Genomic DNA, 25,520 nt, shown 5'->3' on the forward strand with positions numbered 1-25,520 from the left:
TAATAACCAAAAAAATCCCACCCGGTTAATGGGGTGGGATTTTTTGTAGTGCTTTCATACCATGTCGCTTTTTCAGTGCTGAGGATGTTGTTCGAACAGCTCAGCTTTGGCATGGCGCATCACATCTTCGCACGCCTGCTGTTGGGCTAACTGTGTTAGCAGGCGTTGAGTTACTTCGAAGCCCTTGCCTAAGCAAGTGTCGACTTCCTGTTGGCTAACCGCTGGCGTCACTCGGTAATCGATTTTTACCGTGCGCCCACCACCTTCCAGCCGATCCGCAACTCCCCTGAGTCGCCACGCGATTTTCTCTTTCCAAGTTGCTGATTCTTCCGCGCCTTCGTTTACGCTAAACGTGCACTGCCATTCCGGTTTAAAGACCTTCATAGGAGAACCTCCAAAAATTTTGGAAAGAATGATCGATCGTGTTTCGTACCCCATCGTCTGAATGTATTGCCCCACCACTATATACCTAACGCAGCATAAATATCGAACAATAGTCATACACGTCGGGCGACGCGCATAGGGCGTATCGGTTAGGCTATAAATGATGTGACTAACGAGCTTTTTTATGACCTCCACAACTGATCCAAGTTGCCCCTGTGGTAGCTCTTTAACGCTTGATAAGTGCTGTGGCCGTTATCATCAAGGCGAGCCTGCTCCCACGCCTGAAGCATTGATGCGCTCTCGTTATGCGGCTTTTGTGCTAGGGCTTAGCGACTACCTGTTGGCGACATGGCATCCCTCTACCCGCCCTGCAGAGCTTGCGCCGGATCCTGACGCTGAGTGGAAGTCGCTATCCATCATCTCCGCAGAACCGCCGATCGAGAATATCGGTTACGTGCATTTTCGTGCTTGTTTTTATGAAAGGGGGCGAGTGCAAAAAGGATGGCACGTATTAGAAGAGGTCTCCCGCTTCGTTAACGAGCAGCAACGCTGGTGGTATATAGACGGAACACCCACGCTTACCCGCCTGAAACCACGCCGAAACGACCCGTGCTTATGTGGTAGCGGGCGCAAATTAAAGGTATGTTGCGGTGAATAGTGGCATCGTTCAGCCTCACAAAGCCGAACCGCAATGGTATCTCTATTTGTTGGAGTGCCAGCGCGGCACCTATACGGGCATTACCAATAACCTGGCAAAGCGCTATCAAGCGCACTGCACCGGTAAAGGGGCGCGTTATACCCGTGCAAATCCGCCTGTTGCGCTGCTGGGTGCCGAACCGTTTGAAGACCGCGCGGCCGCAAGCCGGGCTGAATATCAGTTAAAGCAACAAACGCCGAGCCAAAAGCGCCGCTGGGCCAGGCAGTGGCCCGTGCAATTAGAAGCTAACTAAGTATCCATTACCCGCTACCGCATTAGGCGTGGATTAAGGAGGCAGAATGCTGACGTTTTATTCAGAGGATAGCCGTTTACGCCAGGCGCGCACGGAGTTGCACGACGGCGCTTTGGTGACCCCGTTTGAGTGCCCTGAACGCCTTGATCTAGTGCTTAAGCATCTTCGACAGTCCGGGCTTGTGGATATTCGTACTCCTAGCGCCTATGGGTTAGCGCCAGTATTAGCGGTGCACGACAAAGAGTACGTGGGGTTTCTAGCCAACTGTTGGCAAGAGTGGCAGGCGGCTGGGCATGAGGGGGAGGCGATTCCCAATATTTGGCCCGCACGAACCATGCGTGGTGACCGCATTCCGCGATCCGTTAGCGGTCAGCTAGGCTACTATGCTTTGGCGGCGGAAACGTCGATCTCAGAAGGCACCTTTGAAGCCGCCATGGCGAGTAAAGACGTGGCGTTAGGCGCGGTAGAGCATACGCTGCAAACTGGCGAACCCAGTTTTGGTTTATGCCGGCCGCCAGGCCACCACGCCGCGTTTGATCAGTTTGGCGGTTACTGCTTCTTTAACAATGCCGCCATTGCCGCCCAGCGAGCCTTAGATACAGGCAAACACCGGGTCGCCATTCTTGACGTCGACTTCCACCACGGCAATGGCACTCAGCAAATTTTCTACCAGCGTGACGATGTGCTGTTTATCTCGCTGCACGGCGACCCAGAGGTCACCTTTCCTTACTATTTGGGCTACGCTGATGAAAACGGTGAAGGGCAAGGCAAGGGCTTTAACGTCAATTACCCGTTACCGCCGGGCACCAGCGTTACCACGTGGATGGCCACACTTGAACAAGCCTTGGCGCAAATTAAAGCTGCGGAGTGTGAATGCCTGATCGTATCGCTAGGGGTCGATATCTTCGAAGGTGACCCAATAAGTGCCTTCACCTTTACTAGCGCAGATTTCATAGCGTTAGGTGAGCGCCTGGCTCAAGCAGGCCTACCCAGCGTGTTTCTGATGGAAGGGGGCTATGCGGTAGATGAAATCGGTGTCAATGTAGTCAACGTGTTACAAGGTTTTGAACAGGCGCTATAAAAAGGTCTTGAACTGCATCTAAACAAGGGTAAAGGTTAACCGTGACAGCGGCCCCTAAATCGGGCAGGCTATTGCCCTTTCAACGGGGCAGGGAGCTCAAGCGTGGCAGTGTATGGTGGAATTCAGGCACATGAATTGGAGCGTTGGCTTAATGCGTTAACCAACGCCGCCTATGACCGACGCTGCCCGCTGGTAAAAGTACACGGTGGCAACGCCCGTGCGCGTACCGCCCGTCAAGATCTCCTTCATTTGGCGAACGACTATCGCTGCGGCGACTCTAGTCGCGAAGAGAGCGCCGCCGACCTGGGCCGCTGGTGCCAAACCTATCTTTCAGAGGCCGAGTGGTACGTGCTGGTCGGCACCCGTCAAGCCCCTTCCCAGCCGCAAAGCGAAGAAGAGAGAAGCCTTACCGTGCTCAAGCAGCATCGGGTGGGGTAACAGCGCTCATCAGCACTAACTGCGATCAAAAGCTCCTGCGATGGGGCTTTTTTTGTGCGCGAGATGTATGTCTTAACAGGCAGGCGAATTTTTTTAATGGCAGGAAAATTAGTAGGTGCTTAACAACGATGTGTTGACAAAAGTTTAACAAGATGAGTAGTTTGAAAGGATATGTCTACTCGACTAACGTTTTACAAAAACGCTATCTAAGAGCAGGGGGCAATACATCTTGTGACCATTACACCAGCGCTATCGGTTCGCTCCTTGGGCGTGAATTTTGGCTCCAACCAGGTTGTTAAAAATCTGAGTTTTGATGTTTATCCCGGTAAAACGACGGCAATCGTTGGCGAATCCGGCTCGGGTAAATCGGTGACTTCACTGGCTATTATGCGCTTGGTGGAGTACATGAATGCTGAGATTACCAGCGGCACAATACTGTTCCACCGTGACGCCAGTGGCTCTCAACCGAAAGATCTTACCCAGCTTTCGGATAAGGCGATGCGCAAGATACGTGGCAAAGAGATTGCCATGATTTTTCAGGAGCCCATGACGTCGCTGAATCCGGTTTACACCATTGGCGATCAGATTACCGAAGTGCTGGTATTGCATGAGAAGCTAACCCAAGACGCGGCGCGGGTCGAAGCAGTAAAACTGTTAAAACTGGTGCGCCTGGCCGATGCTGAAGCGCTGTTAAAACGTTACCCCCACCAGCTATCCGGCGGCATGCGCCAACGAGTGATGATAGCGATGGCGCTGGCCTGCCGACCAAAAGTGCTGGTTGCCGATGAGCCCACCACCGCATTGGATGTCACCATTCAGGCGCAGATCCTTACCATTATGCGTGACCTGCAGCAGGAGCTAGGGATGGCTGTCATCTTCATTACCCACGATATGGGGGTGGTGGCGGAAATGGCCGACCAGGTAGTGGTCATGCGCCATGGCGAAAAGGTCGAGGAAGGGGCGGTGGAGGAGATTTTCGCCCGCCCCCAACACCCCTATACCCAAGCACTGTTAGCGGCGGTGCCAAAGCTTGGCAGCATGCAGGGCGAAGCCCTTCCACGCATGGATCCATTAGTGGTGCTGGATGGAAATGTTGCGCGTACGCTGGGTGAAAGTCGTCAGCAGGATACCGCTAGAACCGATGCAGCCCCAGTGGTGGAGATAGAAAATTTAGTCACCCGCTTCGATATCCGTAAGGGCTTCTTTGGTGGAGTTAGCCATCGCGTCCATGCGGTGGAAAATGTCAGTTTCAGCATTTTTCCTGGAGAGACGCTGGCGCTGGTAGGAGAGTCGGGGTCTGGCAAGTCGACCATCGGGCGCACCATTCAGCAGTTGCAGGAAAGCACCAGTGGCACGATACGCTTTGGTGGCAAGGCCGTGGCCGACATGTCGCGGGCAGAAAAAATGCGCCTGCGCCAAGAAGTGCAGTACATTTTTCAAGACCCGTTTGCCTCCTTGGATCCCCGCAAAACCGTGGGCTTTTCGATAGCCGAACCCATTCGTACGCACGGCTTGTTGCACGGTGCTAAAGCAATCCGTCAGCGCGTTAATCAGTTACTTGAGCGCGTTGGTTTGAGTGCTGATCAGGCTGAGCGCTATCCTCATGAGTTTTCTGGCGGCCAGCGCCAACGGGTATGTATTGCCCGCGCTCTGGCTTCCAAGCCTAAGTTGATCATTGCTGATGAAGCGCTATCTGCCCTCGATGTTTCTATCCAGGCGCAGATCATTCACTTGCTCATGGAATTGCAGCAAGACGAAGGCTTGGCCTATCTGTTCATTAGTCATGACATGGCTGTAGTGGAAAAAATGAGCCACCGCGTGGCGGTATTGCATCTTGGCCAAGTCGTTGAGTTAGGCGAGCGTCGAGCGGTGTTTGATTCGCCTCAGCACTCCTATACCCGCAAGCTGTTGAGCGCTGTGCCGGTGGCCGACCCCTCACAGAGGCGGGAGCGTACATTGCTACAGGGCGATATTCTTAGCCCTATCCGTAAGGTCGGTGATGAGCCAGAACATTTGCCATTAGTGCAGGTGGCTAGCGGTCATTTCGTTGCCCAGGAAGTAGGCAGCGCCGAGCGTTTGGCATCATAGTTGGTTTTCAGATGATACAAAAAAGGAGTCATCCAATGAAGAAAAACAAACGCGTGCTCAATGGTGCCATCGCCGGTATGGCACTGAGCGTTGCCTTCTCTGCCTCTGCGCAGGCTGGTTCATTAACGATTGCTTCACCGCAAGATCCGGGTAGCTGGGATCCCATCGATACGTTTTTGGTGAATTGGGCCTCGGTTGCCACCAATATTTTCGATGGTTTGACCTATAGAGGCCCTGATCTAGAGCTGGTGCCCGGCCTGGCAACCGAGTGGGAGGAACTGGATGAGGGTACCCGTATCCGTTTCACTCTGCGTGAAGGCGTCACCTTCCATAATGGCGAGCCCTTCAATGCTGAAGCGGTAAAGTTTACCTTTGATCGCTTATTAGGTGAGGAAGGGGGGCAGGGACCCCAGCGCTCCAACTACACGGCGATTGAAAGCGTGGAAGTCATTGATGACTATACAGTCGACTTCCACCTGAATGAGCCCGACCCAGTGCTGCTCACCAAACTAGCAGGCTACGGCGCAATGATTGTGCCACCGGAGTACCTGGCCGAGCATGGCGATGAGCACTTCAATACCCATCCGGTAGGCACCGGGCCTTTCAAAGTAGTGGAATATAATCCCCGTGAAGACGTTCAGCTTGAGGCCTTTGCCGAGCACTGGGGCGGCGCGCCGAAACTTGACGAAGTGACTTACCGCTTTATCTCCGAGCCATCTACTGCCGTGGCTGAACTACAGGCTGGGCGGGTTGATATCGTCATTCCGCCGACGGTTCCTATCGGCATGATCGACACCATCAATAACCATGACGGGATCAGCGTTGTCAGCGTGGCTTCGCCAACGGTGGAAGCGATTCGGTTCAACACCCAGTCCGGTATTACCGCCGATGAACGCGTGCGTAAAGCCATGATCATGGCGGTGGATCGTCAGGCGATTATCGACTCCATCCTGGCTGGCGAGGGCGAAATGATCGCCAGTTTCCAGGGTGCTCAGTCCTTCGGTAACGACCCAGATATGGAGCCCCTGCCATATGATCCGCAGCAGGCTCGCAAACTGCTGGATGAAGCGGGCGTCGAGCAAGGCGCTACGGTACAGATCGATGTGCGCGGTAACGACGCCACCTTTGGTGAGGTGGCCCAGGTAGTGGCGGCTTACCTGCAAGGGGTGGGGATTACCGCATCGATCCAGCCTTACGAGACCAATGTGCTACTCAACGACATTATTCCGGCAGGCCGCACTGGAGAGATGTTCCAGCAGAAATGGGGCGGTTGGACGTTCGACTTCGACAATACCGCTTATCTGATGTACCACACAGGCGAACGCTGGAATCCTTATGACAGCGACGCTGAGTTAGATGAAATGCTCGAATCCCAGCGCAGCATTACGGATCAGGAAGAGCGAGAAACGCTGCTCCAGGAGATTGCCCAATATACCCAGGATCGCGCCTTGGAAATGCCGCTCTATAGTATCAATGCCCTTTACGGTGTCAGTGACCGGGTGGAGAATTTTGAGCCTGCCCCGGATAACCGTATACGTTTAACCAACGTGGACGTTAGTGAATAAACGTAACGCCATCCGGCCGCTTGCAAGAGCGGCCGGTTCTTCACACTGACACTTCACAAAAGCTTCATGTAAGCGTTTCGGGCTTGGGGTCATAGTGGCAAAATTTCTTCTTTATCGAATACTGCAGGCCGTCTTTGTGGTGATCGCCGTGACGCTGATCGTCTCTTTTGCGATCAGGTTAACCGGTGATCCGGCGGTCATGCTGGCACAAGGGGCGGGGAGTATTACCGAGGCGGATCTGGATAGGATTCGTGAAGCCTTGGGGTTGAACCAATCCTTCCTGACCCAGTACATCGGTTTCCTGCGCGGTCTGGTGGTGGGTGATTTTGGGCGCAGCTTTATGGGCGGAACCCCAGTGAGTGACCTGATCGGTCGCGCGCTGCCCGCCACCTTGGCGCTGGCTTTCGCCTCGCTGTTTGTGTCTATCGTGGTATCGATACCGCTGGGAATCAAGGCAGCGGTATCGCGGGGAAGGTGGCCCGACCAGATGATCAGGATATTTTCCCTGATCGGGCTCTCTTTTCCTAACTTCTGGCTGGCCATCATGCTGGTGCTGCTGCTCTCCATCACTTTTAATCTGCTGCCGCCCAGTGGCATGGAGGGCTTCTCCAGCTTCATTATGCCCGCGGCGACGATGGGGATCATTCTAACCGCCACCAACGTGCGCCTAGTGCGAACCACTATGCTGGATACCCTCCGCTCTCAGTACATCATGGTGGCGCGGGCAAAAGGCCTTTCCAACACGGTCGTACTCTACAAACATGCGCTGCGTAATTGCTCCATTCCGCTGATCACCTATTTTGGTTTGCAGTTCGGTGGTCTGTTGGGCGGTATTGTCGTTGTCGAGCGAGTTTTCAACTGGCCGGGGCTTGGCACCTTGGCCTTTGAGGCCGTGTCAGCCCGGGACTATCCGGTCTTGCAGGGCGTTATCACCGTGCTCTCGTTAATGATCATCTCTATCAACCTTCTCGTTGATATCGCTTATGGCTTGGTCGACCCCAGGGTGCGTAAGGAATAACCATGACGGCAGCTATCAAAACCGACAAATTGAAACGCTTTAAGAACCTGGAGTTTATTCTCGGTGTGCTGCTCGTCGGGGGGATTGGCTTTGCCGTGATCTTCTCCGGCTGGCTATTCCCCGGCGGTGGCTCAGAGCTAAATCTAGCCTATCGGTTAACGCCGCCGTTGGTGGAGCCTGGCTTTCCCTTGGGCACGGATCCGTTAGGTAGGGATGTGCTGGCGCGGGTGATTATTGGTGGAGAAATCTCGCTAAAAGTTGGGGTCTACTCAGCCCTCGGAGCGGTGGTGATCGGCATCATTATGGGGTTGGTATCCGGCTACTACGGTGGGTTTCTGGATATGATCGTGATGCGCTTTGCCGACGTGCAACTCGCGCTGCCCTTTATCCTGCTGGCGATTACCTTTATTGCCGTGATTGGTGGCGGACTAACCAATATGATTATTCTGTTGATTATCTCCCAGTGGGTACAGTACGCACGCTTGGTGCGCGGCTCGGTGCTATCGTTGCGCGACCGCGAATTTATCCTGGCGGCCAAAGCGATTGGGGTAAAAGATATTCGCATTCTGTTCCAGCATTTGTTGCCGAACCTGATTGGCCCCGTCATCGTGCTGATGACCCTCAATGTGGCCAATAATATTCTGCTGGAGAGCAGCCTGACCTTTTTAGGCTTGGGCGTGGATCCGGTGATTCCCAGTTGGGGCGGCATGCTGGCTGAAGGGCGCACATATCTGCAAACGGCGTGGTGGGTTAGTGTGTTCCCCGGCTTGGCTATTCTGTTAACCGTGCTGGGGCTGAACCTGCTGGGTGACTGGCTCCGGGATGCCCTGGATCCCACTGGACGCACCTCCTTATGACCAACGATCCCCGTATGGATATCTTGTTAGAGCGCTCGTTTCCACGCACCACGCGATCTTTGCTTGATGAGTACGCCACGCCTGCCTATCAAGGCTATCAGTTGGAGGCGTGGGTCTTCGACGATGAAGCCGAACGTCAAACCACAGAAGCTGCCTTCAAGGCCGCGGGTATTAGTGCGCGCCTGCGCAGTGCCTATAAGCCCCTGGTGCACTTCTTTTTAGAGGAGTTCTCTTGGGCGTCGCTGCAGTCGTTGGTGATTGAGTATCCTTCGTTAGCGCACGCGCCACGCCGCTTTCTGCTGGAAGCCTACCCGCTGGCGGCGCTACTTCCGCAAGGTGTAGCGCTACGCTGGGAGGAAGTGGGTACCACGCCTACCACTATTTCAACCACTATCTCTACGCCTCTTCATTATCGCGTTCGTGTAGAGCGAAGCACTGGGGAGCTGGAAACGTACTGTGTTGAAGCGCCTAATCGTCAACATCTAGATCATGTAGACGAAGCACAGTGCTCACCCTGTGGCTGGCTGCGGCTCACCTCTCCCAATGGCGAGGTAAGCGAGTCAATTGTTGAGACGGACTATGAAGCGCTGTTTCAAGCGGCGATGGCGACGTTATCCTCAACCCAGTGGCAGACAGCATCGCCCTACTTTGAAGAGCTCAACTTTACGGTGCAGTTGCCCTGTAGTGACCGCCGGTTAGCGTTGGACGATGAGCATATCAGCCTTGCCGAGGCGCTCCATGAAGAACTCTATTTCTCAGCGCTGGAGTATTTTCAGCGCCGTGCAGGGTTGGCGCTGGGGGATCGATCCATTCAGCCGGGGCAGATTGTGCCGGAAGTCTCCTCCCAGGGGGAGCGAGCCTATTTAAACGTCAGCCTACGGCCTTTGGATGCCTCCCAACTGCCGCGGGCCGAGGTCGAACTGGAGAGCGCTCAGGAGGCTATCGGCGTTGAGCAAATAGAGGCTTTATTGGCGGCGCTGGGTGGTCAGGCGTTACACGCCAAGACACGAGCGGGGAGAGCGGTAGAGGCGCGTTATATCGTCGGCAGTGACCGCGCCGTGATGATCAGTGCGGGGCAGCATGCCAACGAAACCTCCGGCGTGGTGGGGGCGTTGCGTGCCGCGGCTCAGCTAAGCGGTGAGCCAGAGGCCCACTTTGTCATCTCGCCGCTGGAAAACCCTGATGGTTATGCGTTGCAAGGCCGGCTCATTGCCACTCAGCCACGCCATATGCATCACGCGGCGCGCTATACCGCCTTTGGTAATGACCTACAGAGCCAGCCACTTGGGCAGCCATTTGAACATGCTATTCGTGAACAGGCATTTGCTTTCAGTAATGCCGGACTGCATATCAATCTGCACGGCTACCCGGCCCATGAGTGGACGCGGCCGTTAAGCGGTTACGTGCCCCGCGGCTTTGAGATGTGGACGATTCCCAAGGGCTTTTTTTTGATCCTGCGCTATCAACCAGGCTACGAAACAGCCGCCGAGCAGTTGGTGGAAGCCGTTACCCAGCAGCTTGCGCAAGTGCCTGGGCTGGTCGAATTTAATGCCGCGCAAATTGGGTTATTTGAGACCCACGCAGGCGCATTAACTTTCCCGATGTTGAACGGCTTCCCCTACCTTGTCTCGGAAGACGGCGATCAATTAACGCCATTGATGCTGATCACTGAATACCCCGATGAGACCCTAACCGGCGAGCCCTTTGTGCAGGCGCATACCGCGCAAATGGCCACGGTGGTGGCGGCCTATAACGCCTTTCAAACGCTCTCATTGAATGCTTAATCTCAATGACGGCGAGACTGTCACAATAGCGTTGCACTGTTATAATGGATGAATGAACAGTGCTTTCGCGACACCTACCGCCTCCCTCGATGACCCCTTCTATTACCTGACGAACTTTCGCTTCGTTTTGGCCTGGGTGGGGGAGCGCCACGCTGATCTGCTCGCAGCAGGCGAGCTTACCTTTCTTGAAACGTTCAAAACCTTGCCGCAGGCTTCTCAAGCGCTGCTGGTACGCATGGTAATGCGTAAAGGCGAGCTGTTTCGGCTTAGCAAATTACGCTATACCGAAGTAGGCGACAGCGCTGAGGCGATAGCGCCCTTGATCGCTCTTGGCTGGGTCGATAGCGACCCGGCACTTAGCGTCGATGAGCTGTTTAACCAGCTACGCTTGGCCGAGTTACGCCAGGCGTTGGCGGCGGATATACACGCCGCCGGGCTGAGTGCCTCTAGCGCCAAAACCGTGCTCTACGACACGCTGGCAAGCCCGCTCAATGAACCCAAGCGGTTATGCCAGTGGTGGCCCGAGGCAAACGATCCAATTCTGCGGCTAACGGTCATGGAAACCTGCGACCGGCTGCGGCTGATGTTCTTTGGCAACCTGCGCCAGGATTGGGCCGAGTTCGTTTTGACCGAGCTTGGCCTCCAGCGTTTCGAGTCGGTGCCTTTTACCCCGCAGTCCCGCGCGTTCCAGTCGCGCCAGGAAGTGGACACCTACTTAGCGCTCCATCGTCTGCGCCAACGTCTGGACGACGGCGAGCTGCCCGCCGATCTATTCCCTGAAGTGCCACCGCCTGCGGATAACCGCTGGCTGGCCACACGGCGCGCGCGGTTACTGCTCCAGTTGGGCCGAGTAGCAGAGCGTAGCGGAGACGCAGCGCTAGCGATGACGCTGTATAGCGAGTCCGCCAGTAGTGAGGCGCGCATTCGGCAGCTACGTGTGTTGGAGCGCCAAGGGGAACACCCTGCGGCCTTTGAGCTGGCGACCCAAGCGCTTAATAGCAGCCCCAACGAAACCGAGCACCAGGCGCTGGCGAGGATCCTGCCACGCTTGCAGCGGCGGCTTAAACTGCCTGCTGAACCGAGCGACCCCGAACCCGCCCATGAGCGCTGGGACTTATCATTGCCTGGGCCGCAGTGGGTCGAACGCGCTGTGGTCGAAGTACTCAGCGAGCCTGAGGCGCCGGTCAACTACGTGGAAAACGCGCTGCTGACTGGGCTGTTTGGTCTGCTCTGCTGGCCAGTGATTTTCGCCCCCCTGCCAGGGGCCTTCTTCCATCCTTTCCACAATGGCCCGGCGGATTTATACCGCGACGATTTTGTGGCACGGCGGCGAGACGCCTTCGATGCTTGCCTTGCGCGTCTGGAAGACGGCAGTTACCGCGAAGTGATTCGATCCACCTGGCGGGAGAAACACGGCCTGGCGTCCCCCTTTGTGCACTGGGCGATTGTTGATGAACCGCTGGTTGAGCTGGCGCTTTCGTGTATTCCCGCTGTGCACCTACGGCTGTGCTTTGAGCGGCTGCTAGGTGATTTGAAAGCCAACCGGGCCGGGCTGCCCGACTTGATTCAATTTATGCCCGATGCGCCTGTTGGCGAGCCGCGCTATCGGATGATTGAGGTCAAAGGCCCCGGTGATCGGCTGCAGGATAACCAGCGCCGCTGGCTGACGTTTTTTCACCGTCACGAGATGCCCGTCGCGGTATGTTACGTGCGCTGGGCGGAAAGCGACGAGCTTGAGGTATGAGTGTGACCTACCGCGTGGCGGTGCGGGCGCTGTGTGACTTTACTGCCCGGGAGGGAGATCTCGATCACCGCTTTACCCCGGCCCCCAGCGCGCGCGAAGGCATCGAAGGGCACACCCTTGTAGCCAGCCGACGCGGGGCAGACTATATCGCCGAATTGCCGCTGACCGGTGCCTTTGAAGGGCTAACCGTCACTGGCCGCGCCGATGGTTTTGACCCAACGGCCAACAGCTTGGAAGAGATTAAAACCCACCGCGGCAGTTTAGAGCGGATGGGAGATAACCAGCGCGCCCTCCACTGGGCACAGGTGAAGGTATACGGCGCGCTGCTGTGTGCGGAACGCGGCCTGGAAACCCTTACCTTAACGTTGGTTTATCTGGATATTACCAGCGGAAAAGAGACCCTGATCAGCCAGAACGCCGCTGCCGACGAACTCCAGGCGTTCTTTGCCGAGCAGTGCCAACGCTTCCTTGCCTGGGCAGAACAGGAGGCCGGGCACCGTCAGGGGCGCGATAGTCGCCTGCAGACCCTGCGCTTTCCCCATGCTGCGTTTCGCCCCGGTCAGCGGGAACTCGCCGAAGACGTTTATAAAGCCGCCAGCACCGGGCGCTGCCTGCTCGCCCAGGCGCCCACCGGTATTGGTAAAACCATGGCCACGCTGTTCCCGATGCTTTCGGCCATGCCTCGCCAGCAGCTCGATCGCATCGCCTTCCTCACCATGAAAACCCCCGGCCGCCGTTTGGCGTTGGACGCCTTGGCAATGCTGCGCGCTAGTGATGAAACACTTCCTCTGCGGGTGTTGGAGCTGGTGGCGCGAGAGAAGGCCTGCGAATACCCCGATCGAGCCTGCCACGGCGAGTCATGCCCACTGGCCGCAGGCTTTTACGATCGCCTGCCCGCGGCTCGCCAAGCGGCAGTAGAGCAGGCATGGCAGGATCGTGACGCGTTGCGCGAAGTGGCGTTGGCCCATGACGTGTGCCCGTATTACCTGGGTCAGGAGCTGGCGCGCTGGGCCGATGTGATCGTCGGCGACGTCAATCACTGGTTCGATAGCCACGCACTGCTGCACGGTTTGGCCCAGGCCAACGATTGGCGAACGGGCGTGTTGGTCGACGAAGCACATAATTTAATTGAGCGTGCTCGCGGCATGTACAGCGCCGAGCTCGATCAGCAGCGTTTCAATCGGGTGCGTCGCGCTGCCCCAAAGCCGCTCTCTCGACCCTTGGGTCGTTTGGCCCGCCAGTGGCAGGCGGTGATTAGAGATGCGGGGATTGAGGAACAGGGCGAGCCGAGACGCCCGGCCTACCGCCTGCTCACGGCGCTGCCCGAAAAGCTGGTAACCGCTGCCCAGCAGGTCGGCGCTGCGATTACCGACCACTTGGGTGAGCACCCCGAAGATGCCAGTTTGGAGCTCCAGGAAGTGTTATTTGAAGCGCTAGCGTTTTGCCGCCTGGCAGAGCACTTTGGTGAGCACTCCCTGTGTGACCTTACCCGCTACGGCCGTGGGCGAGCGGTGCTGGGTCTCCGCAATCTGATACCCGCCGATTTTCTGGCCCCGCGGTTTAAAGCAGCCCGCACAAGCGTGCTATTTTCGGCAACGCTAACCCCTGCTCACTACTATCGGGATCTCCTCGGCCTGCCGGAGAACACGGTATGGCGTGAAGTCGCCTCGCCCTTTGCTGCGCGTCAGCTTGAGGTGCGAATACGCAGCGATATCTCCACGCGTTTTCGTGATCGAGAGGCTTCAATCGATCCTATCGTCGCAACCATGGTGCACCAGTATCAGCGCAAGCCCGGCCACTATTTAGCGTTCTTCAGCAGCTTTGCCTACCTGGAAGCAGCGCTGGCGCGATTTCGCGAGGTGCACCCGGAAGTGCCTGTGTTCAGCCAAACCCGCGGGATGCCGGAAGCGCAGCGCGAAGCGTTTCTGGCGCGCTTTGCGCCCGGCGGAGAAGGCATCGGCTTTGCGGTGTTGGGCGGTGCCTTTGCGGAAGGTATCGACCTGCCTGGCGATCAGTTGATCGGTGCTTTTATCGCCACCCTGGGACTGCCACCGTTTAACGACTTTAACGAAGCACTTAAAGCACGCTTAACCGCACGCTTTGGCCAGGGCGACGATTACACCTACCGCATTCCCGGCATGATCAAAGTGGTGCAAGCCGCAGGCCGCGTTATTCGTAGTCCAGAAGATCAAGGGGTTGTGGTATTAATGGATGATCGTTTTGCCCAGGCCAGTGTGCGCGCGCTATTGCCACGCTGGTGGTCGCTGGGCAACCCCACTCCCTAATTGAGAACCTTAACGCGAGCCATGACAGATCTACTTTGGTACCAGTATGTGCTGATTGGGCTAATTTTCGCCTGGAGCGGTTTTGTGCGAACTAGCCTGGGCTTTGGCGGCGCCGTGCTGGCGCTGCCTTTCCTACTTTTAGTGGTCAATGAGCCACTGGTGTTCTTGCCGATTATTGCCATTCACCTGCTGATTTTCTCCAGTTGGATCGCCTGGAGCGGGCACCGCCAATTGCAGAAAGCGGGCGTGGGCACCACATCGCCAGAGAGTAATATCGATTGGGGGTATTTAACCAAAGCCTTGAAAATCATGATCATCCCCAAACTGATCGGGGTGGTAGGGCTGTTAACGCTGCCCGCGCAGGTCATGACCAGTATCATTTTCGGCATTGTGATCATCTATGCCATTGGCTATGTGCTGAACAAGCCCTTTAAGAGTAAGAACAAGTACGTGGACTACGTGCTGCTGGCACTCGGCGGCTATGTCAGCGGTACCTCGCTGATTGGCGCGCCGTTGATTGTGGCGGTGTTTGCCACTCACGTGGCCAAAGAGCAGCTGCGGGATACCATGTTTGTGCTGTGGTTTATCCTGGTGGTGATCAAGATGGTCTCGTTCTTGATTGCAGGTGTGGATCTTCAGTTGATCCACCAGCTGTGGCTGCTGCCCTGCGCCTTTATCGGCCATTTGGTGGGAGAAAAAGCCCACCGCTATATGCTCAACGCGGATACTGGGCTGTTCTTCCGTGTGTTGGGCGCAGTGTTGATTCTGGTCAGCGTGGCGGGGCTGATTCACCCGCCAGGGTAACTAAATCATGTAAGCACTTAACTAGCAGGGTTTGTGGGTGGCTGTCTGGTCGAGCGGAACGATTGAATACGCGCATTGATTCCATTAATCAATGTCTCTTTGGATAGCCGTGATTTAAGCAAAACAGCTTCGACTTGCCCATGTTGTTGCTGGGTCATATCGGCCCCGGAAAGGATGACCAATTTAGCGCCAGGCTGGCAAGCGCGAATGTCAGCAACTAACTCCCACCCCGATCCATCCGGCAGCCCGATATCAAGGAGTACGACGTCAAATGCCCCCTGCTTCAGGCGTGTGAGAGCTTCTTGCACCGTATAGGCAGCTTCAAAAGAAAAGTGATCACCGGCCATGGCACAAACCACTTCATGCAGGTCGTGGTCATCTTCGATGTGGAGTACGCGTGAATGATGCTTGTACTTGTCTGATAATTGTTGCTGGACTATGCCGATGAGTTGCTTCTGGTCGATCGGTTTAGCCAGCCAGTCAATGTTTGTTGCATCGCCGTTGATAGCTAAACGACCCTGTTCCATTTTTGCCGAGACCACGACTATCGGTATGTCAGCGGTGTCTGGCTGTTGGCGCAGCAGACGGATAATATCTAGTCCATCGGTATCGGGTAGCATCAAATCCAGGCTGATGAGGTCGTAATGCGTTTGCTTCAGGCGGTTCAGTGCCTCTGCGCCAGTCGATGCAGTATCGACTTGGTACCCGGCATCGTTGAGCATGATACTCAGCAGTTTGGCGACGTCTTTATCATCTTCGACCACTAAAATACGGGGAGCTTCCTGATGGTCAGTGATACCTTCCAGTTGCCAAGTGTCTTGCTCTGCCGCTTGAACTAACGGTAGTTCAAAGAAAAAGCGTGATCCGTTGCCTTCGGTGGACTCAAAATCAATCCGCCCCCCCATGTGTTCCACCAGTTCACGCGTGATGGCTAAGCCAAGGCCAGTGCCTTCTTTAGCACGGGAATCCGAGGCATCCGCTTGGGCAAAACGCTGGAATATTTGTTTACGAAACGCGTTGGCAATGCCAGGCCCGCTGTCAATAACGCTGATACTTACCTTGTTTGATGTGGTTTCCACCGCAAGGGTAACCTCGCCCCCCTGGGGGGAAAACTTGATCGCATTGGATAATAAATTGGCCATTATTTGCATGAAGCGCTGGTTATCAACATTGATCAGCGCATTTGACGCATTACCCGCCAATGACAGCGTAATACCCCTATTGCTTCCGTAGTGTTGATTCGCCTCCAGTGCTTGTTCGAGCAAGGGCATCACTGCATGAACCTGCATATCGAAATGCAGTTTACCCTCGGCGATTTTTTCGATATCCAGCAAATCGTTAATCAAGTGAGTCAAGCGCTTGCTGTTTCTATGGGCGGTCGTCAGTAGTGTCTGGGCTTTTTCGGGCAACTCGCCAACATTACCACCGACCATCAAGCCCAGCGCACCGGAGATGGATGTTAACGGCGTACGCAGTTCATGGTTAACCGTCGATATAAACTCATTTTTAATCTTGTCGGCGCGTTTCCGATCGGTAATGTTTTCAGCAATACCCACGTAACCATTAATCTCTCCAGCACTGTCGCGCATGACCGTGACTACCATTGATACGGGGATCTGGTGGCCATCTTTGTGAACGTAGATCCACTCGCGTTTTTCTGATCCACGTTGTTCGGCTTTCTCCACAAATACTCTAAAACCCTCAACGGAATGGCCTAGCTCAGTGGTTAGTTGTGCCGACCGAGCATCCACCTCCTCTTTCAGGTGCAATATGGCGGGGGTCTGTTTGCCGACCATCTCTTGGTGGCTATAACCGAGCATATTCTCGGCACCTTTATTAAATGCAGTGATTATCCCGGTAGTATCGGTCGCAATAATTGATACTTCCGACGCGGACTCAAGCACACTGGATAAAAATCGCTCGGCTTTATAAATGGCCATATCCGCCGCTTTGCGCTCATTGGCTAAGCGGTTCATCGCGTGGGCTAATGCAGTTACCTCTGGGCCGCCCTTTTCCTGGAAATCACTATCAAAGCGTGCATTATCAGCCATATGCTCAATACGGCGGGTTATTCTTTCTATGGGCTGCGTTAGGCTGCGTGCAATCCATGCGCCCGCTAAGCCCACGATGGTCATAGCAATCAGCGCGATAAGCAGAAAATGGCGAAAAGATGCCTGTGCTGGGGCTATGGCCTCACTGTAAGGTAGCGCCCGCAGGATGATCCAGCCGGGAGAGTCCAACTGCCGGCTAGCCACTAGGTAGGACTCTTGCTGATACTCAACGATGCTGCCCGCAGGGCTGAGCGATAGTGCCGCGTCGACTAAGGCATCAGCGCCTTCATCGGGCAGAGGTTCGGGCCTGTCGAAGCGCTCTTGCATTGATACAAACAGGCGGTGTTGAGGGTCAATGATCAGGGTAACTGTGCTTGGATCGCTCTCAATGACGCTCCCTGTGTCGACGAGGGGCGTATTGGCAAGATTCAGTAGACCGCCCGCATAGCCGATAAGATCGCCACTCTCAGCCACAATCGGTTGCAAGTATGAGAGCAACGGCAGCCCGGTGGTACGCCCCAAAATCGGCTCAGAAATCACTGCCTGTTGGGTTTGCCGGGCAAGTTGAAAGTGAGGGCGGTCGGCGTAATTGGTGCCCAAACGCCCCGGTGAATATTGATCTTCTGCAACAGCAGTGGCCTCTGCATCAAGCACCAGCAAGCCATCCGGGAACAGCTCGCTGGCAACAGAAGACTTCTGCAGCAGCGATTGCAGTGCGTCGTCGTCAAGTAGCTGTCCGTCATCGGTAACTAAGCGGGTGGCGAAGGCCTCTAATCCCAGTAAACGTTTTTGATTTGATAATTCCAGCTCGGAGGCTACGCGCTTTATAACCGCTGTTTCTCGCTCAGCTACCAATGCTTCGTAATCGGAGACCATTAACTGGTAAACCGTTGCTAGCATGCCGCCGACCAGGATGCCACTCGTGACTAGCACGAGTAGGACAATTCGCACGCTTAGCGGTGCTTTTATCATGATAATACCCTTGGCAATACAATAAAAAAGTTGGCTCCGCCACCTATCGCTTCGCGGTAGCCGACTTCTCCGCCCATTTGCTGGCAGATTTCCTGGCTAATCGCCAGCCCAAGCCCCGTTCCGGGTAGCTTTCGGGTATCACTGCCGTCAGCTTGAGAAAAACGCTGAAACAAATGAGTGCGAAATATCGGATCAACCCCCGGGCCGTGGTCGCAAACGGAAATTTCGATGGTGTTCGCATAAGGCTTAACGTCAACCTCAACGGCTTCGCCCTGGGGGGAGAATTTAATCGCATTGGATAATAAGTTAGAGAGCGCTTGTGCCAAGCGAGGGGCGTCAACATTAATCAGAGCGCTAGGCCAATCGTCAGGCATTTGGATAGTTACCTGATGCTGCTCGCTATAGCCGCTCATGGACTCAATTATCTCGTCGAGTAACGGGGCCACCAGTTGCACGCTCATCTTCATCGGCATTTTGCCAGCGACCAGTTTTTCCATATCTAATAAATCATTAATCAATACGAACAAGCGTTGAGCGTTGCGTTCGGCGGTCTTTACCAGCGCCTGAGCTTTGCTGGGTAGTTGGCCCGCTGCGCCACCATTAAGTAGCCCTAATGAGCCTTTAATAGACGTTAGGGGGGTGCGCAACTCGTGGCTAACGGTAGCGATAAACTGATCTTTCATTTTATCCAATTTGCGGCGTTCAGTGATGTCTTCTATCAATGACCAGATCACCTGTCGCCCATCTTGTTCCTGGCTGAGCATGCCTTGTAAGCGAACTGGGTAACGGCTGCCATCCTTGCGGATATACTCTTTTTCGAAAGGGCCGTAGCGTCCCGTGGTCTTTAAGCTTAAAAGCGCTTTCTCTTCTTCGGGTTGATACTCTTTAGGGGTGACGTCCCAATAGCTCAACGACACAAACTCATCGCGGGTATAACCCGTGGGTAAGATTAAGGCGTCGTTCAAATCGATAAACTGCCCGGTGTCAAAATCATTCAAGGCAATACCGATGGGAGAAAATTCGAACAGCCCCCGTAAGCGGGCTTCGCTGTGCGTCATGGCAAGGCGTGCCAGTTCCTGTTCATGAATATCTTGCAGGTAACCATGCCATAAGGTACTGCCATCGATAAGGCGTTCTGGTTTGGCTTGCCCCGTAATCCAGCGATAGTCGTTTTCCTGGCGCGCAACACGAAACGTTGCCGTCCAGTCTTCCAGTGTGCTGGATGAGTGTTCGATAGTCGCACTGATGGCGTCGAGATCATCGGGATGAATCCGCTCAAAGGCCGGGGTCGCATCTTCTGCGGCCTGCGCGGGGGTGATGCCATACAGTTGTTGAATTTGCGGTGAGCTGAACGGAAACGTCATGTGGCCGTCAGGAAAACGGCGAAACTGATAGACCGTACCTGGCAGCTGGGCCACTAGCTTTGTCAGCCGTTCACGGCTGGCTCTTAATTCAGATTCAAGGCTTAAGTATGATTGTTGGCTGATTTCGTCGACTTGTATCAGCTCTTCCGCCGTTGCCGCTAGATCGACCAACATACCGATCTGTTCTGCTGAAAAGGTTCGCGGTTGAACATCGATCAGGCACAGTGTGCCAATGCGATAGCCGTCGACGGTATGTAACGGCGCGCCCGCGTAAAAGCGTATCTTAGGTGCCTCGGTCACGAGGGGGTTGGTGGCAAAGCGGGGATCTTCCAGTGCATTTTCGACGATCAATGGCGAGCTGGACAGAATGGCGTGACCGCAAAAGGATAGGTTACGCGGCGTTTCCTCAGCATCGAGCCCTTGACGTGACTTGAACCACTGCCGCTCGTGGTCAATTAATGAGACAAGGGCAATGGGCACTGAGAAATACTGTCGGGCAAGGCGCGTTAGGCGATCAAAGCGCTCCACCGGGCCGCTATTCAGCAATCCGGTTGCATCAAGGGCGCGCTGACGTTCATTTTCGTTATCCGGGGTCGGTGGCGTTATCATTGTTCTACCTCAACGGTCACATCGCTTTTGATGCTAATCTATCGCCAAACAGACACGGTTGCGGCCACTGTTCTTGGCTTGGTAAAGCGCTTGATCAGCTCGGTTAAGCAGAGACTCGGCGGTGTCATCAGGAAAGTGCTGATTGTCTACCACGCCCGCCGACAAGGTGCAGGCAAACGGGTTGCCGCCGCCGGTAAACTGAATAGCAGCAAAGTCTTCGCGCAGGTTATTCACCATGCGCTCGGCGTGGTCAGCGGTGCAATCAACCAGTACCAACGTAAACTCTTCTCCACCGTATCTGCCTAGTCGGTCGGTACTCCGGAAACGTTGGCGCAGCAGGGTGCCTACCGCTGCAATGACGACGTCCCCCATGGCATGTCCATGGGTGTCGTTAACGGCCTTGAAGTGGTCGATATCGAGCATGACCACGCTGAAAGGCTGCGGTTTTCGTTGAGTCAACTGCCATTGGTAGTCCAGCGCCTCTTTGATGCTGGCGTGTTTCAATAGTCCGGTAAGGCTGTCTCGGTTTTGGGTATCTTCCAGCTTACGTCGTTGTTTTACCCGGGAGCGGCATAGGTTGATGAGAAGGTCGGGATCAATGGGCTTTTCCAGAAACGCATCGCCCCCCTTTAATAATGCCTGGTCGCGTAGCTCTGAATTGAAGTGGCTCGAAAGATACACAATGGGCACCTGAGCCCATTGTTCCACTTGCCTTAAAAGGGCCGCCATCTCTGTGCCGGTAACGTCAGGCAACCAGAGATCCATCAAAATCAGTTCAGGGTTCGCATCATGCATCGCCTCGAATAACGCATCGGCACGATCAAGCACTGTCACGTGCATGCCAGCCTCTACCAACACGCCTTGAAGGTGCTGAGCCAATTCCTCGTCGTCTTCGACAATCATCACCCGCTCGGGCACGGTATCTTTGGTTTTAATCAATTGCGCCATATAGGAGGCCAGATTGATCATATCCAAGGGTTTGACGAAATAGCTCTGTCCTCCGCTACGTAAGGCGTTGAGGCGCGCCGTGAAGCTTTCCTCGCTCCCGATAAAGAGAACCGGGCAGGTAAAGTCTTTTAAATGCTGTTGCCAGAAGGTGACAGGATCAGCTCTGAGGGCCTCTAGATGGGAGGCACGATGGTCGATTAAGAGCAAATCAGGCGATGAGTTTTTGTCGTGAGCGAGCGCCTTTGCATTAAGCAAATGGCGGATATGAAATCCGAAGCTGTGCAGTTGTTGAACCATATATTCTGCCAACATGGTATCGCGCTCTACCAGCCAGATGACCGGCTCTCCGCCAACGCTTTCTGCCCTGGAAGTCTCTATGCGGATAGCCGATTTTTTGCTTTCATCCGTTTTAAGCGCTTTTTGTAACGCGGTAATCCATTCAAAAACAGGCAGTGGCTGTTTGTCATTGCAAGATTGCTCCAGGTTTTGTGCTACCTGCAGCTCCTGCTCTCTGGCCTGACGCCCAAGCTGCACGAAGCCGAAGGTACCTGCAGAACCTGCCAGCGAGTGCAAGGCGGCATGTAATTGCTGAAGGGATTGTGTACACGACGGGTCTTCTTCGAGCTGACCAGCGAGCATCGTGAGATGACTAAAATCATCAGCAAGACGTTTTGAGTAGGCAGCAGCTAGCTTTTCCAGCCGGGCAGCGAAGGTTTGGGGGTTAGTTGAGTCGGCCATTAAATGCCTTCCAGATTGAGCGGACGTCGTCAGCGAGCGTCATGGGGTCAAATGGCTTTGCTATGACGTCTGTGGCCCCGAGCTTCTTATAACGCGCGATCTCTTCAGGATGAACTTTAGCCGTCATGAAGGCCACCGCTGTTGCTTCGGTGATATAGCCTTGGCGGCTTAATTCCAATAGCGTGCTAGGCCCATCCATGCCCGGCATCATCACATCAAGTAAAAACATTTGGGGAGCAAACGCTTCAACGTCTCTTAATGCTTGTTCGCCGGAACTACAGGCCTTGACTGTTAAGCCGCCGACATCCTCCAGCGCCATGCATGCGACTAAACGGATATCGTCATCGTCTTCAACGTACATGACTCTTTCTAGTGTATCCAAGCAGCGTCTCCTTCAAGATTTTTAAAGGATTTATCACAAGCTATCACTGTATGAGCGATATACTAGAAGTGCCATGCTTTTTTAGTAGCGGCGATGGTGCGGCTGCTTATTGCAATCAACGTTTGCTCGATCCACGCTCCGCCAAGCTTTTTTGAAACGTTTTATTATGATGCGATCGGACGCGCTTTATTTAGCAGCGGCTGGTAATGGCAAATTAAGGTCGGCCTACAGCTTGTTATCTGCCTGTAGGGTCGTTTTGCCCAGAATAATCAGGACGACGGCTAAAAGACAGCAAACGATCGCCATCGCGGTAAACACATTACGTAGGGATTCCAGCCAAACCATCGTGGGGGCGACCACCACCGGGGAGATAAACTGGCCAAAAAAGAAGGTTGAGGTAAAACCACCAAATACCCGGCCCCGCACTCGCTGCGGAGTGATTCGCATCAGCCAAGTGGTAGTGTTGGGCATAAACGCACCTAGACCTAAACCGGAAATCGCCGCACCCACAATGGCCATGGCGTAACTCTGGGTGAACCCAACGATCAAAAAGCCAGTGGCCGCCAGCAGGAACCCTAAAACATAGATCGTCATTACCGACAGAAACGGTTTGTAGTAGCCGTAGCAAAACGCCACGATACTGGCCGTTAGGGCCGCCATCGAAAGCGCGATGCCGATCGCCATGCCACTGATCTGGCCCTGCTGAGAGAGCAAAAAGGGGAGTTGGGCGGGGAACATATAAAACATCGCCATGCTGATCATAGCAATGAGGTAGGCAAGGCCGGTGCGCCCATAATCCACCTTCACCGGGGCATCGGTTACATCAGTGTTTACGCCACTGCTTGCTTTGGGCTCTTGAAGAATCGCCCAGGCATAGGGCAGTAAAAGCACGCCGGTTAGGTAGAGGAGAAACGGGCCGCGCCAACTCCAGTCTGAAAGTATTCCGCCAAGGTTAATAAAAATAACCCCGCCCAAAGCCATGCAACTGCTTTGCAGCCCCAAAAAGCGGGCGCGTTCGGTGCTATCGAAATAATCGCCTACCAGCGTGGTGCTGATACTGAGGATACCGGCCACCGCAATCCCCATCAGTGCGCGGGAGCTTAATAGCAGATCCACGCGATCAATGAAAAAGCCCGCGACTCCAGCAAAACCGTAAATGCCCAGCATCATCAGCAGCAATTTCTTGCGCCCAAACCGGTCAGCCAGATAGCCCATCAGTGGGCTGAACAGCGTAATCATCAGCGCAGGAATAGTCAGGATCAGTTGAATCAACACCTGTGGCTGGTCAGGAAAATGGCGGCTAATTCCCGGCAGCGCAGGCGCGATAATCGCCCCCGACATGACGGTCATGGTGCTGGCAAACAGCAGAACGGCCTTAATATGCGTTAACTGGCTAATGGTCTTTTCCATATCAAGAGAAGGGGAGCGAGTGGAAAGCTCAATCGCTTATCGTAGCATGTTTGTTAGCGGGCTAGTTTGTTTTTGGCAGTGCTTTTATTGGTAAGCAGCGGCGAGTTGAGCCTATATTGAGCCTAGCAATCACCCAACAAAAAACGGCCACTTGCTGTATTAGCTAAGTGGCCGCTCTTCATGGAATTTTTGGTCGGAATAGCAGGATTCGAACCTACGACCTCTGCCTCCCGAAGGCAGCGCTCTACCAAGCTGAGCTATATTCCGAATGTTGCCGAGCTGTGCTCATCTGTACTCAACAACGGAGGAGGATCATACTTAGCCAGACGTGTTTTTTCAAGTCCTCGGCGGTGTGATCTAGCAATTTTTATGCTTGGCGATCAACCGCTAAGCGGGCCAGTTGGGCCATGCTGTCGCGGTAGGCGCTGGGCGGCAGGGCGTCTAACTGTTGCAGGGCTTTATCGGCCATCTCTTCGGCCCGCTGGCGAGTATAGTCAAGTGCGCCGGTGGCGTGAATAATTTCCAGCACGGCGTCTAGCTGCTCGAGCCCGCCATCGCGAATCACCTGGCGAATCAGCTTGGCCTGTTCCGGCGTGCCTTGCTCCATCGCATGGATCAGCGGCAGCGTCGGTTTGCCCTCGGCCAGGTCGTCGCCAACGTTTTTGCCCATGGCATTGGCGTCGCCCTGGTAATCCAGCAGGTCATCAATCAACTGGAAGGCGAGCCCTAGGTAGCGCCCATAATATTGGAGCGCGCGCTCCTGTTCCGGCGTTGCTTCTGCCAGCACCGCACCGCTGTGAGAAGCCGCTTCAAACAGCATGGCGGTTTTACCCAAAATGGTCTCGAAGTAATCCTCTTCTGAGATGCTAGGGTTGCCGATGTTGGTCAACTGCAGCACTTCGCCTTCTGCGATGATGCAGGTGGCGCCGGAAAGGATCGCCATAATGCGCATGGAGCCCACATCGACCATCATCTGAAACGAGCGGGCGTAGAGAAAGTCACCGACGAGTACCGACGGCGCATTGCCCCAAGCGTCGTTGGCGGTTTTCTTGCCCCGGCGCATATGCGATTCATCCACGACGTCATCGTGTAGCAGCGTGGAGGTGTGCATAAACTCTATTAATGTGGCCAGCGGTATATGCTTGTCGCCGGTGTAGTCGAGCGAACGGGCGGCTAGAAGTGCCAATAAAGGGCGCAACCGTTTGCCGCCGCTTTCGGTAATGTACTGGCCGATCGTTTCGACCAATGGCACTTTAGAGTTGAGCTGCTCGACAATCGTCCTGTTGACGGCTGCGAAGTCATCAGCCACCACGGCGTGCAGCGGTGAAGGTTTTGGGCTGACGGGCTGGGCTGAGGAGACGTTAGCAGTCATGGGATCCGTTCATCGCGGCAGAGGGAGGCGGTAAGTGCCGCCCGTATTTGTGGATTAGTTGTGATCATGTGTTGGGGTCATGCTATGGGGCTGCCTGTTGGGCGTCAAGACACGCGCTGCGGTTACGCTGTGGTAGTGAGAGCCGCAACAATTGACAAGTGCCTGTGGTCTTGTGATAAGCACCGATAGTCGTTATAATCCGCGACCCACTCATCATGCTCCCTGTCAGATGGCTCCAAAAGGGGCGCCACTCGCAGCAGGTCGATAAGAGCGGAAGGCGATGAGCGTTGGTTACGCGGGGCGTAACCGGCATTAACGACAGTCCGGAGAGCGACATGTACGCAGTTATCAAAAGCGGTGGTAAGCAGTACCGCGTTCAAGAAGGTCAAACCCTCAAACTCGAGAAAATCGAAGTCGCTACCGGCGAAACGATTGAGTTTGACGAAGTGCTGATGGTCGCTGACGGCGATGACTTCAACATCGGTGCGCCGATGATCAGTGGTGCTAAAGTCTCTGCCGAAGTGGTTTCCCACGGGCGCGGCGATAAAGTCACCATCATCAAGTTCCGTCGTCGGAAGCACAGCATGAAGCGTCAGGGCCACCGCCAGTGGTTCACTGAAGTCAAAATTACCGGAATTTCTGCGTAAGCGGTCAATTCCCTTAGGAGGATTTTGCA

General features: G+C 54.8%; 20 protein-coding genes and 1 tRNA gene. 13 read left to right on the plus strand and 8 right to left on the minus strand.

Translation table 11 applies throughout. The features are described from left to right. Window positions 1–72: 72 nt before the first annotated feature. Entirely contained in the window at window positions 73–384 is a 312-nt protein-coding gene (locus tag SR894_RS00920) for a hypothetical protein (protein ID WP_022520780.1), read from the minus strand. Window positions 385–568: 184 nt separating this feature from the next. Here SR894_RS00920 and SR894_RS00925 point away from each other — a divergent pair, with 184 nt between their 5' ends. The 12 genes from SR894_RS00925 (at window position 569) to SR894_RS00980 (ending at window position 14,998) form a co-directional block, all read left to right on the plus strand. Then, complete coding sequence (locus SR894_RS00925) at window positions 569–1,042, plus strand: YchJ family protein (RefSeq protein ID WP_088702122.1); 474 nt, start codon at window positions 569–571, stop codon at window positions 1,040–1,042. Continuing rightward, the gene (locus tag SR894_RS00930) at window positions 1,035–1,334 is read left to right on the plus strand and encodes a GIY-YIG nuclease family protein (RefSeq protein WP_133731658.1); all 300 of its coding nucleotides are present in this window, start codon (window positions 1,035–1,037) and stop codon (window positions 1,332–1,334) included. The genes SR894_RS00925 and SR894_RS00930 overlap by 8 nt, the downstream gene beginning before the upstream one ends. Before the next feature lie 46 nt (window positions 1,335–1,380). Then, on the plus strand, window positions 1,381–2,415 hold the full coding sequence (locus tag SR894_RS00935) for a histone deacetylase family protein (RefSeq protein ID WP_133731657.1): 1,035 nt from the start codon (window positions 1,381–1,383) through the stop codon (window positions 2,413–2,415). Window positions 2,416–2,517: 102 nt separating this feature from the next. Continuing rightward, window positions 2,518–2,853 carry a hypothetical protein gene (locus tag SR894_RS00940; protein WP_022520776.1) on the plus strand — a complete coding sequence of 112 codons (336 nt, stop codon included), beginning with the start codon at window positions 2,518–2,520 and terminating at the stop codon, window positions 2,851–2,853. Window positions 2,854–3,084: 231 nt separating this feature from the next. Continuing rightward, entirely contained in the window at window positions 3,085–4,941 is a 1,857-nt protein-coding gene (locus SR894_RS00945) for an ABC transporter ATP-binding protein (protein WP_133731656.1), read from the plus strand. Between the two features lie 35 nt (window positions 4,942–4,976). Beyond that, entirely contained in the window at window positions 4,977–6,506 is a 1,530-nt protein-coding gene (locus SR894_RS00950) for an ABC transporter substrate-binding protein (protein ID WP_133731655.1), read from the plus strand. A gap of 94 nt (window positions 6,507–6,600) precedes the next feature. Next, entirely contained in the window at window positions 6,601–7,524 is a 924-nt protein-coding gene (locus SR894_RS00955; RefSeq protein ID WP_133731654.1) for an ABC transporter permease, read from the plus strand. 2 nt (window positions 7,525–7,526) lie between these two features. Further along, window positions 7,527–8,381, plus strand: a complete 855-nt coding sequence (locus SR894_RS00960) for an ABC transporter permease (RefSeq protein ID WP_133731653.1) — start codon at window positions 7,527–7,529, stop codon at window positions 8,379–8,381. After that, on the plus strand, window positions 8,378–10,165 hold the full coding sequence (locus tag SR894_RS00965) for a M14 family metallopeptidase (protein ID WP_133731652.1): 1,788 nt from the start codon (window positions 8,378–8,380) through the stop codon (window positions 10,163–10,165). The genes SR894_RS00960 and SR894_RS00965 overlap by 4 nt, the downstream gene beginning before the upstream one ends. Before the next feature lie 52 nt (window positions 10,166–10,217). Next, entirely contained in the window at window positions 10,218–11,909 is a 1,692-nt protein-coding gene (locus tag SR894_RS00970) for a VRR-NUC domain-containing protein (protein ID WP_133731651.1), read from the plus strand. Continuing rightward, window positions 11,906–14,194, plus strand: a complete 2,289-nt coding sequence (locus SR894_RS00975) for an ATP-dependent DNA helicase (RefSeq protein ID WP_133731650.1) — start codon at window positions 11,906–11,908, stop codon at window positions 14,192–14,194. The genes SR894_RS00970 and SR894_RS00975 overlap by 4 nt, the downstream gene beginning before the upstream one ends. Window positions 14,195–14,215: 21 nt before the next feature. Next, window positions 14,216–14,998, plus strand: a complete 783-nt coding sequence (locus SR894_RS00980; RefSeq protein ID WP_133731649.1) for a sulfite exporter TauE/SafE family protein — start codon at window positions 14,216–14,218, stop codon at window positions 14,996–14,998. Window positions 14,999–15,015: 17 nt separating this feature from the next. Here the strand turns inward: SR894_RS00980 and SR894_RS00985 are convergent, their stop codons facing one another. The 7 genes from SR894_RS00985 to ispB all read right to left on the minus strand — a co-directional run bounded on the left by SR894_RS00985 (window position 15,016) and on the right by ispB (window position 24,844). Then, window positions 15,016–18,021, minus strand: coding sequence for a response regulator (locus SR894_RS00985; RefSeq protein WP_133731648.1), 3,006 nt, complete (start codon window positions 18,019–18,021; stop codon window positions 15,016–15,018). After that, a complete protein-coding gene (locus tag SR894_RS00990) occupies window positions 18,018–19,994 on the minus strand; it encodes an ATP-binding protein (RefSeq protein ID WP_133731647.1) in 1,977 nt (658 codons plus the stop codon). Before SR894_RS00990 ends, SR894_RS00985 begins: the two co-directional genes overlap by 4 nt. 33 nt (window positions 19,995–20,027) lie before the next feature. After that, window positions 20,028–21,680 (minus strand): diguanylate cyclase, encoded by a 1,653-nt coding sequence (locus SR894_RS00995; protein WP_133731646.1) that lies wholly within the window; start codon window positions 21,678–21,680, stop codon window positions 20,028–20,030. Further along, window positions 21,664–22,062 carry a response regulator gene (locus SR894_RS01000; protein ID WP_133731645.1) on the minus strand — a complete coding sequence of 133 codons (399 nt, stop codon included), beginning with the start codon at window positions 22,060–22,062 and terminating at the stop codon, window positions 21,664–21,666. The genes SR894_RS00995 and SR894_RS01000 overlap by 17 nt, the downstream gene beginning before the upstream one ends. Window positions 22,063–22,287: 225 nt before the next feature. After that, on the minus strand, window positions 22,288–23,472 hold the full coding sequence (locus tag SR894_RS01005) for an MFS transporter (RefSeq protein WP_133731644.1): 1,185 nt from the start codon (window positions 23,470–23,472) through the stop codon (window positions 22,288–22,290). Window positions 23,473–23,662: 190 nt separating this feature from the next. Then, window positions 23,663–23,739: transfer RNA gene (locus SR894_RS01010), tRNA-Pro, on the minus strand. Window positions 23,740–23,839: 100 nt separating this feature from the next. Continuing rightward, window positions 23,840–24,844: an octaprenyl diphosphate synthase gene (ispB, locus tag SR894_RS01015; RefSeq protein WP_133731643.1), complete on the minus strand. Its 1,005-nt coding sequence runs from the start codon at window positions 24,842–24,844 to the stop codon at window positions 23,840–23,842. A 335-nt stretch (window positions 24,845–25,179) separates the two neighbouring features. On the opposite strand from ispB, the gene rplU reads away from it, so the two are divergent. Then, the gene (gene rplU / locus SR894_RS01020; RefSeq protein ID WP_133731642.1) at window positions 25,180–25,491 is read left to right on the plus strand and encodes a 50S ribosomal protein L21; all 312 of its coding nucleotides are present in this window, start codon (window positions 25,180–25,182) and stop codon (window positions 25,489–25,491) included. The last annotated feature ends 29 nt before the right edge of the window (window positions 25,492–25,520 follow it).

This window comes from Vreelandella neptunia (genome assembly GCF_034479615.1).
In the GTDB taxonomy this organism is placed as follows: domain Bacteria; phylum Pseudomonadota; class Gammaproteobacteria; order Pseudomonadales; family Halomonadaceae; genus Vreelandella; species Vreelandella neptunia.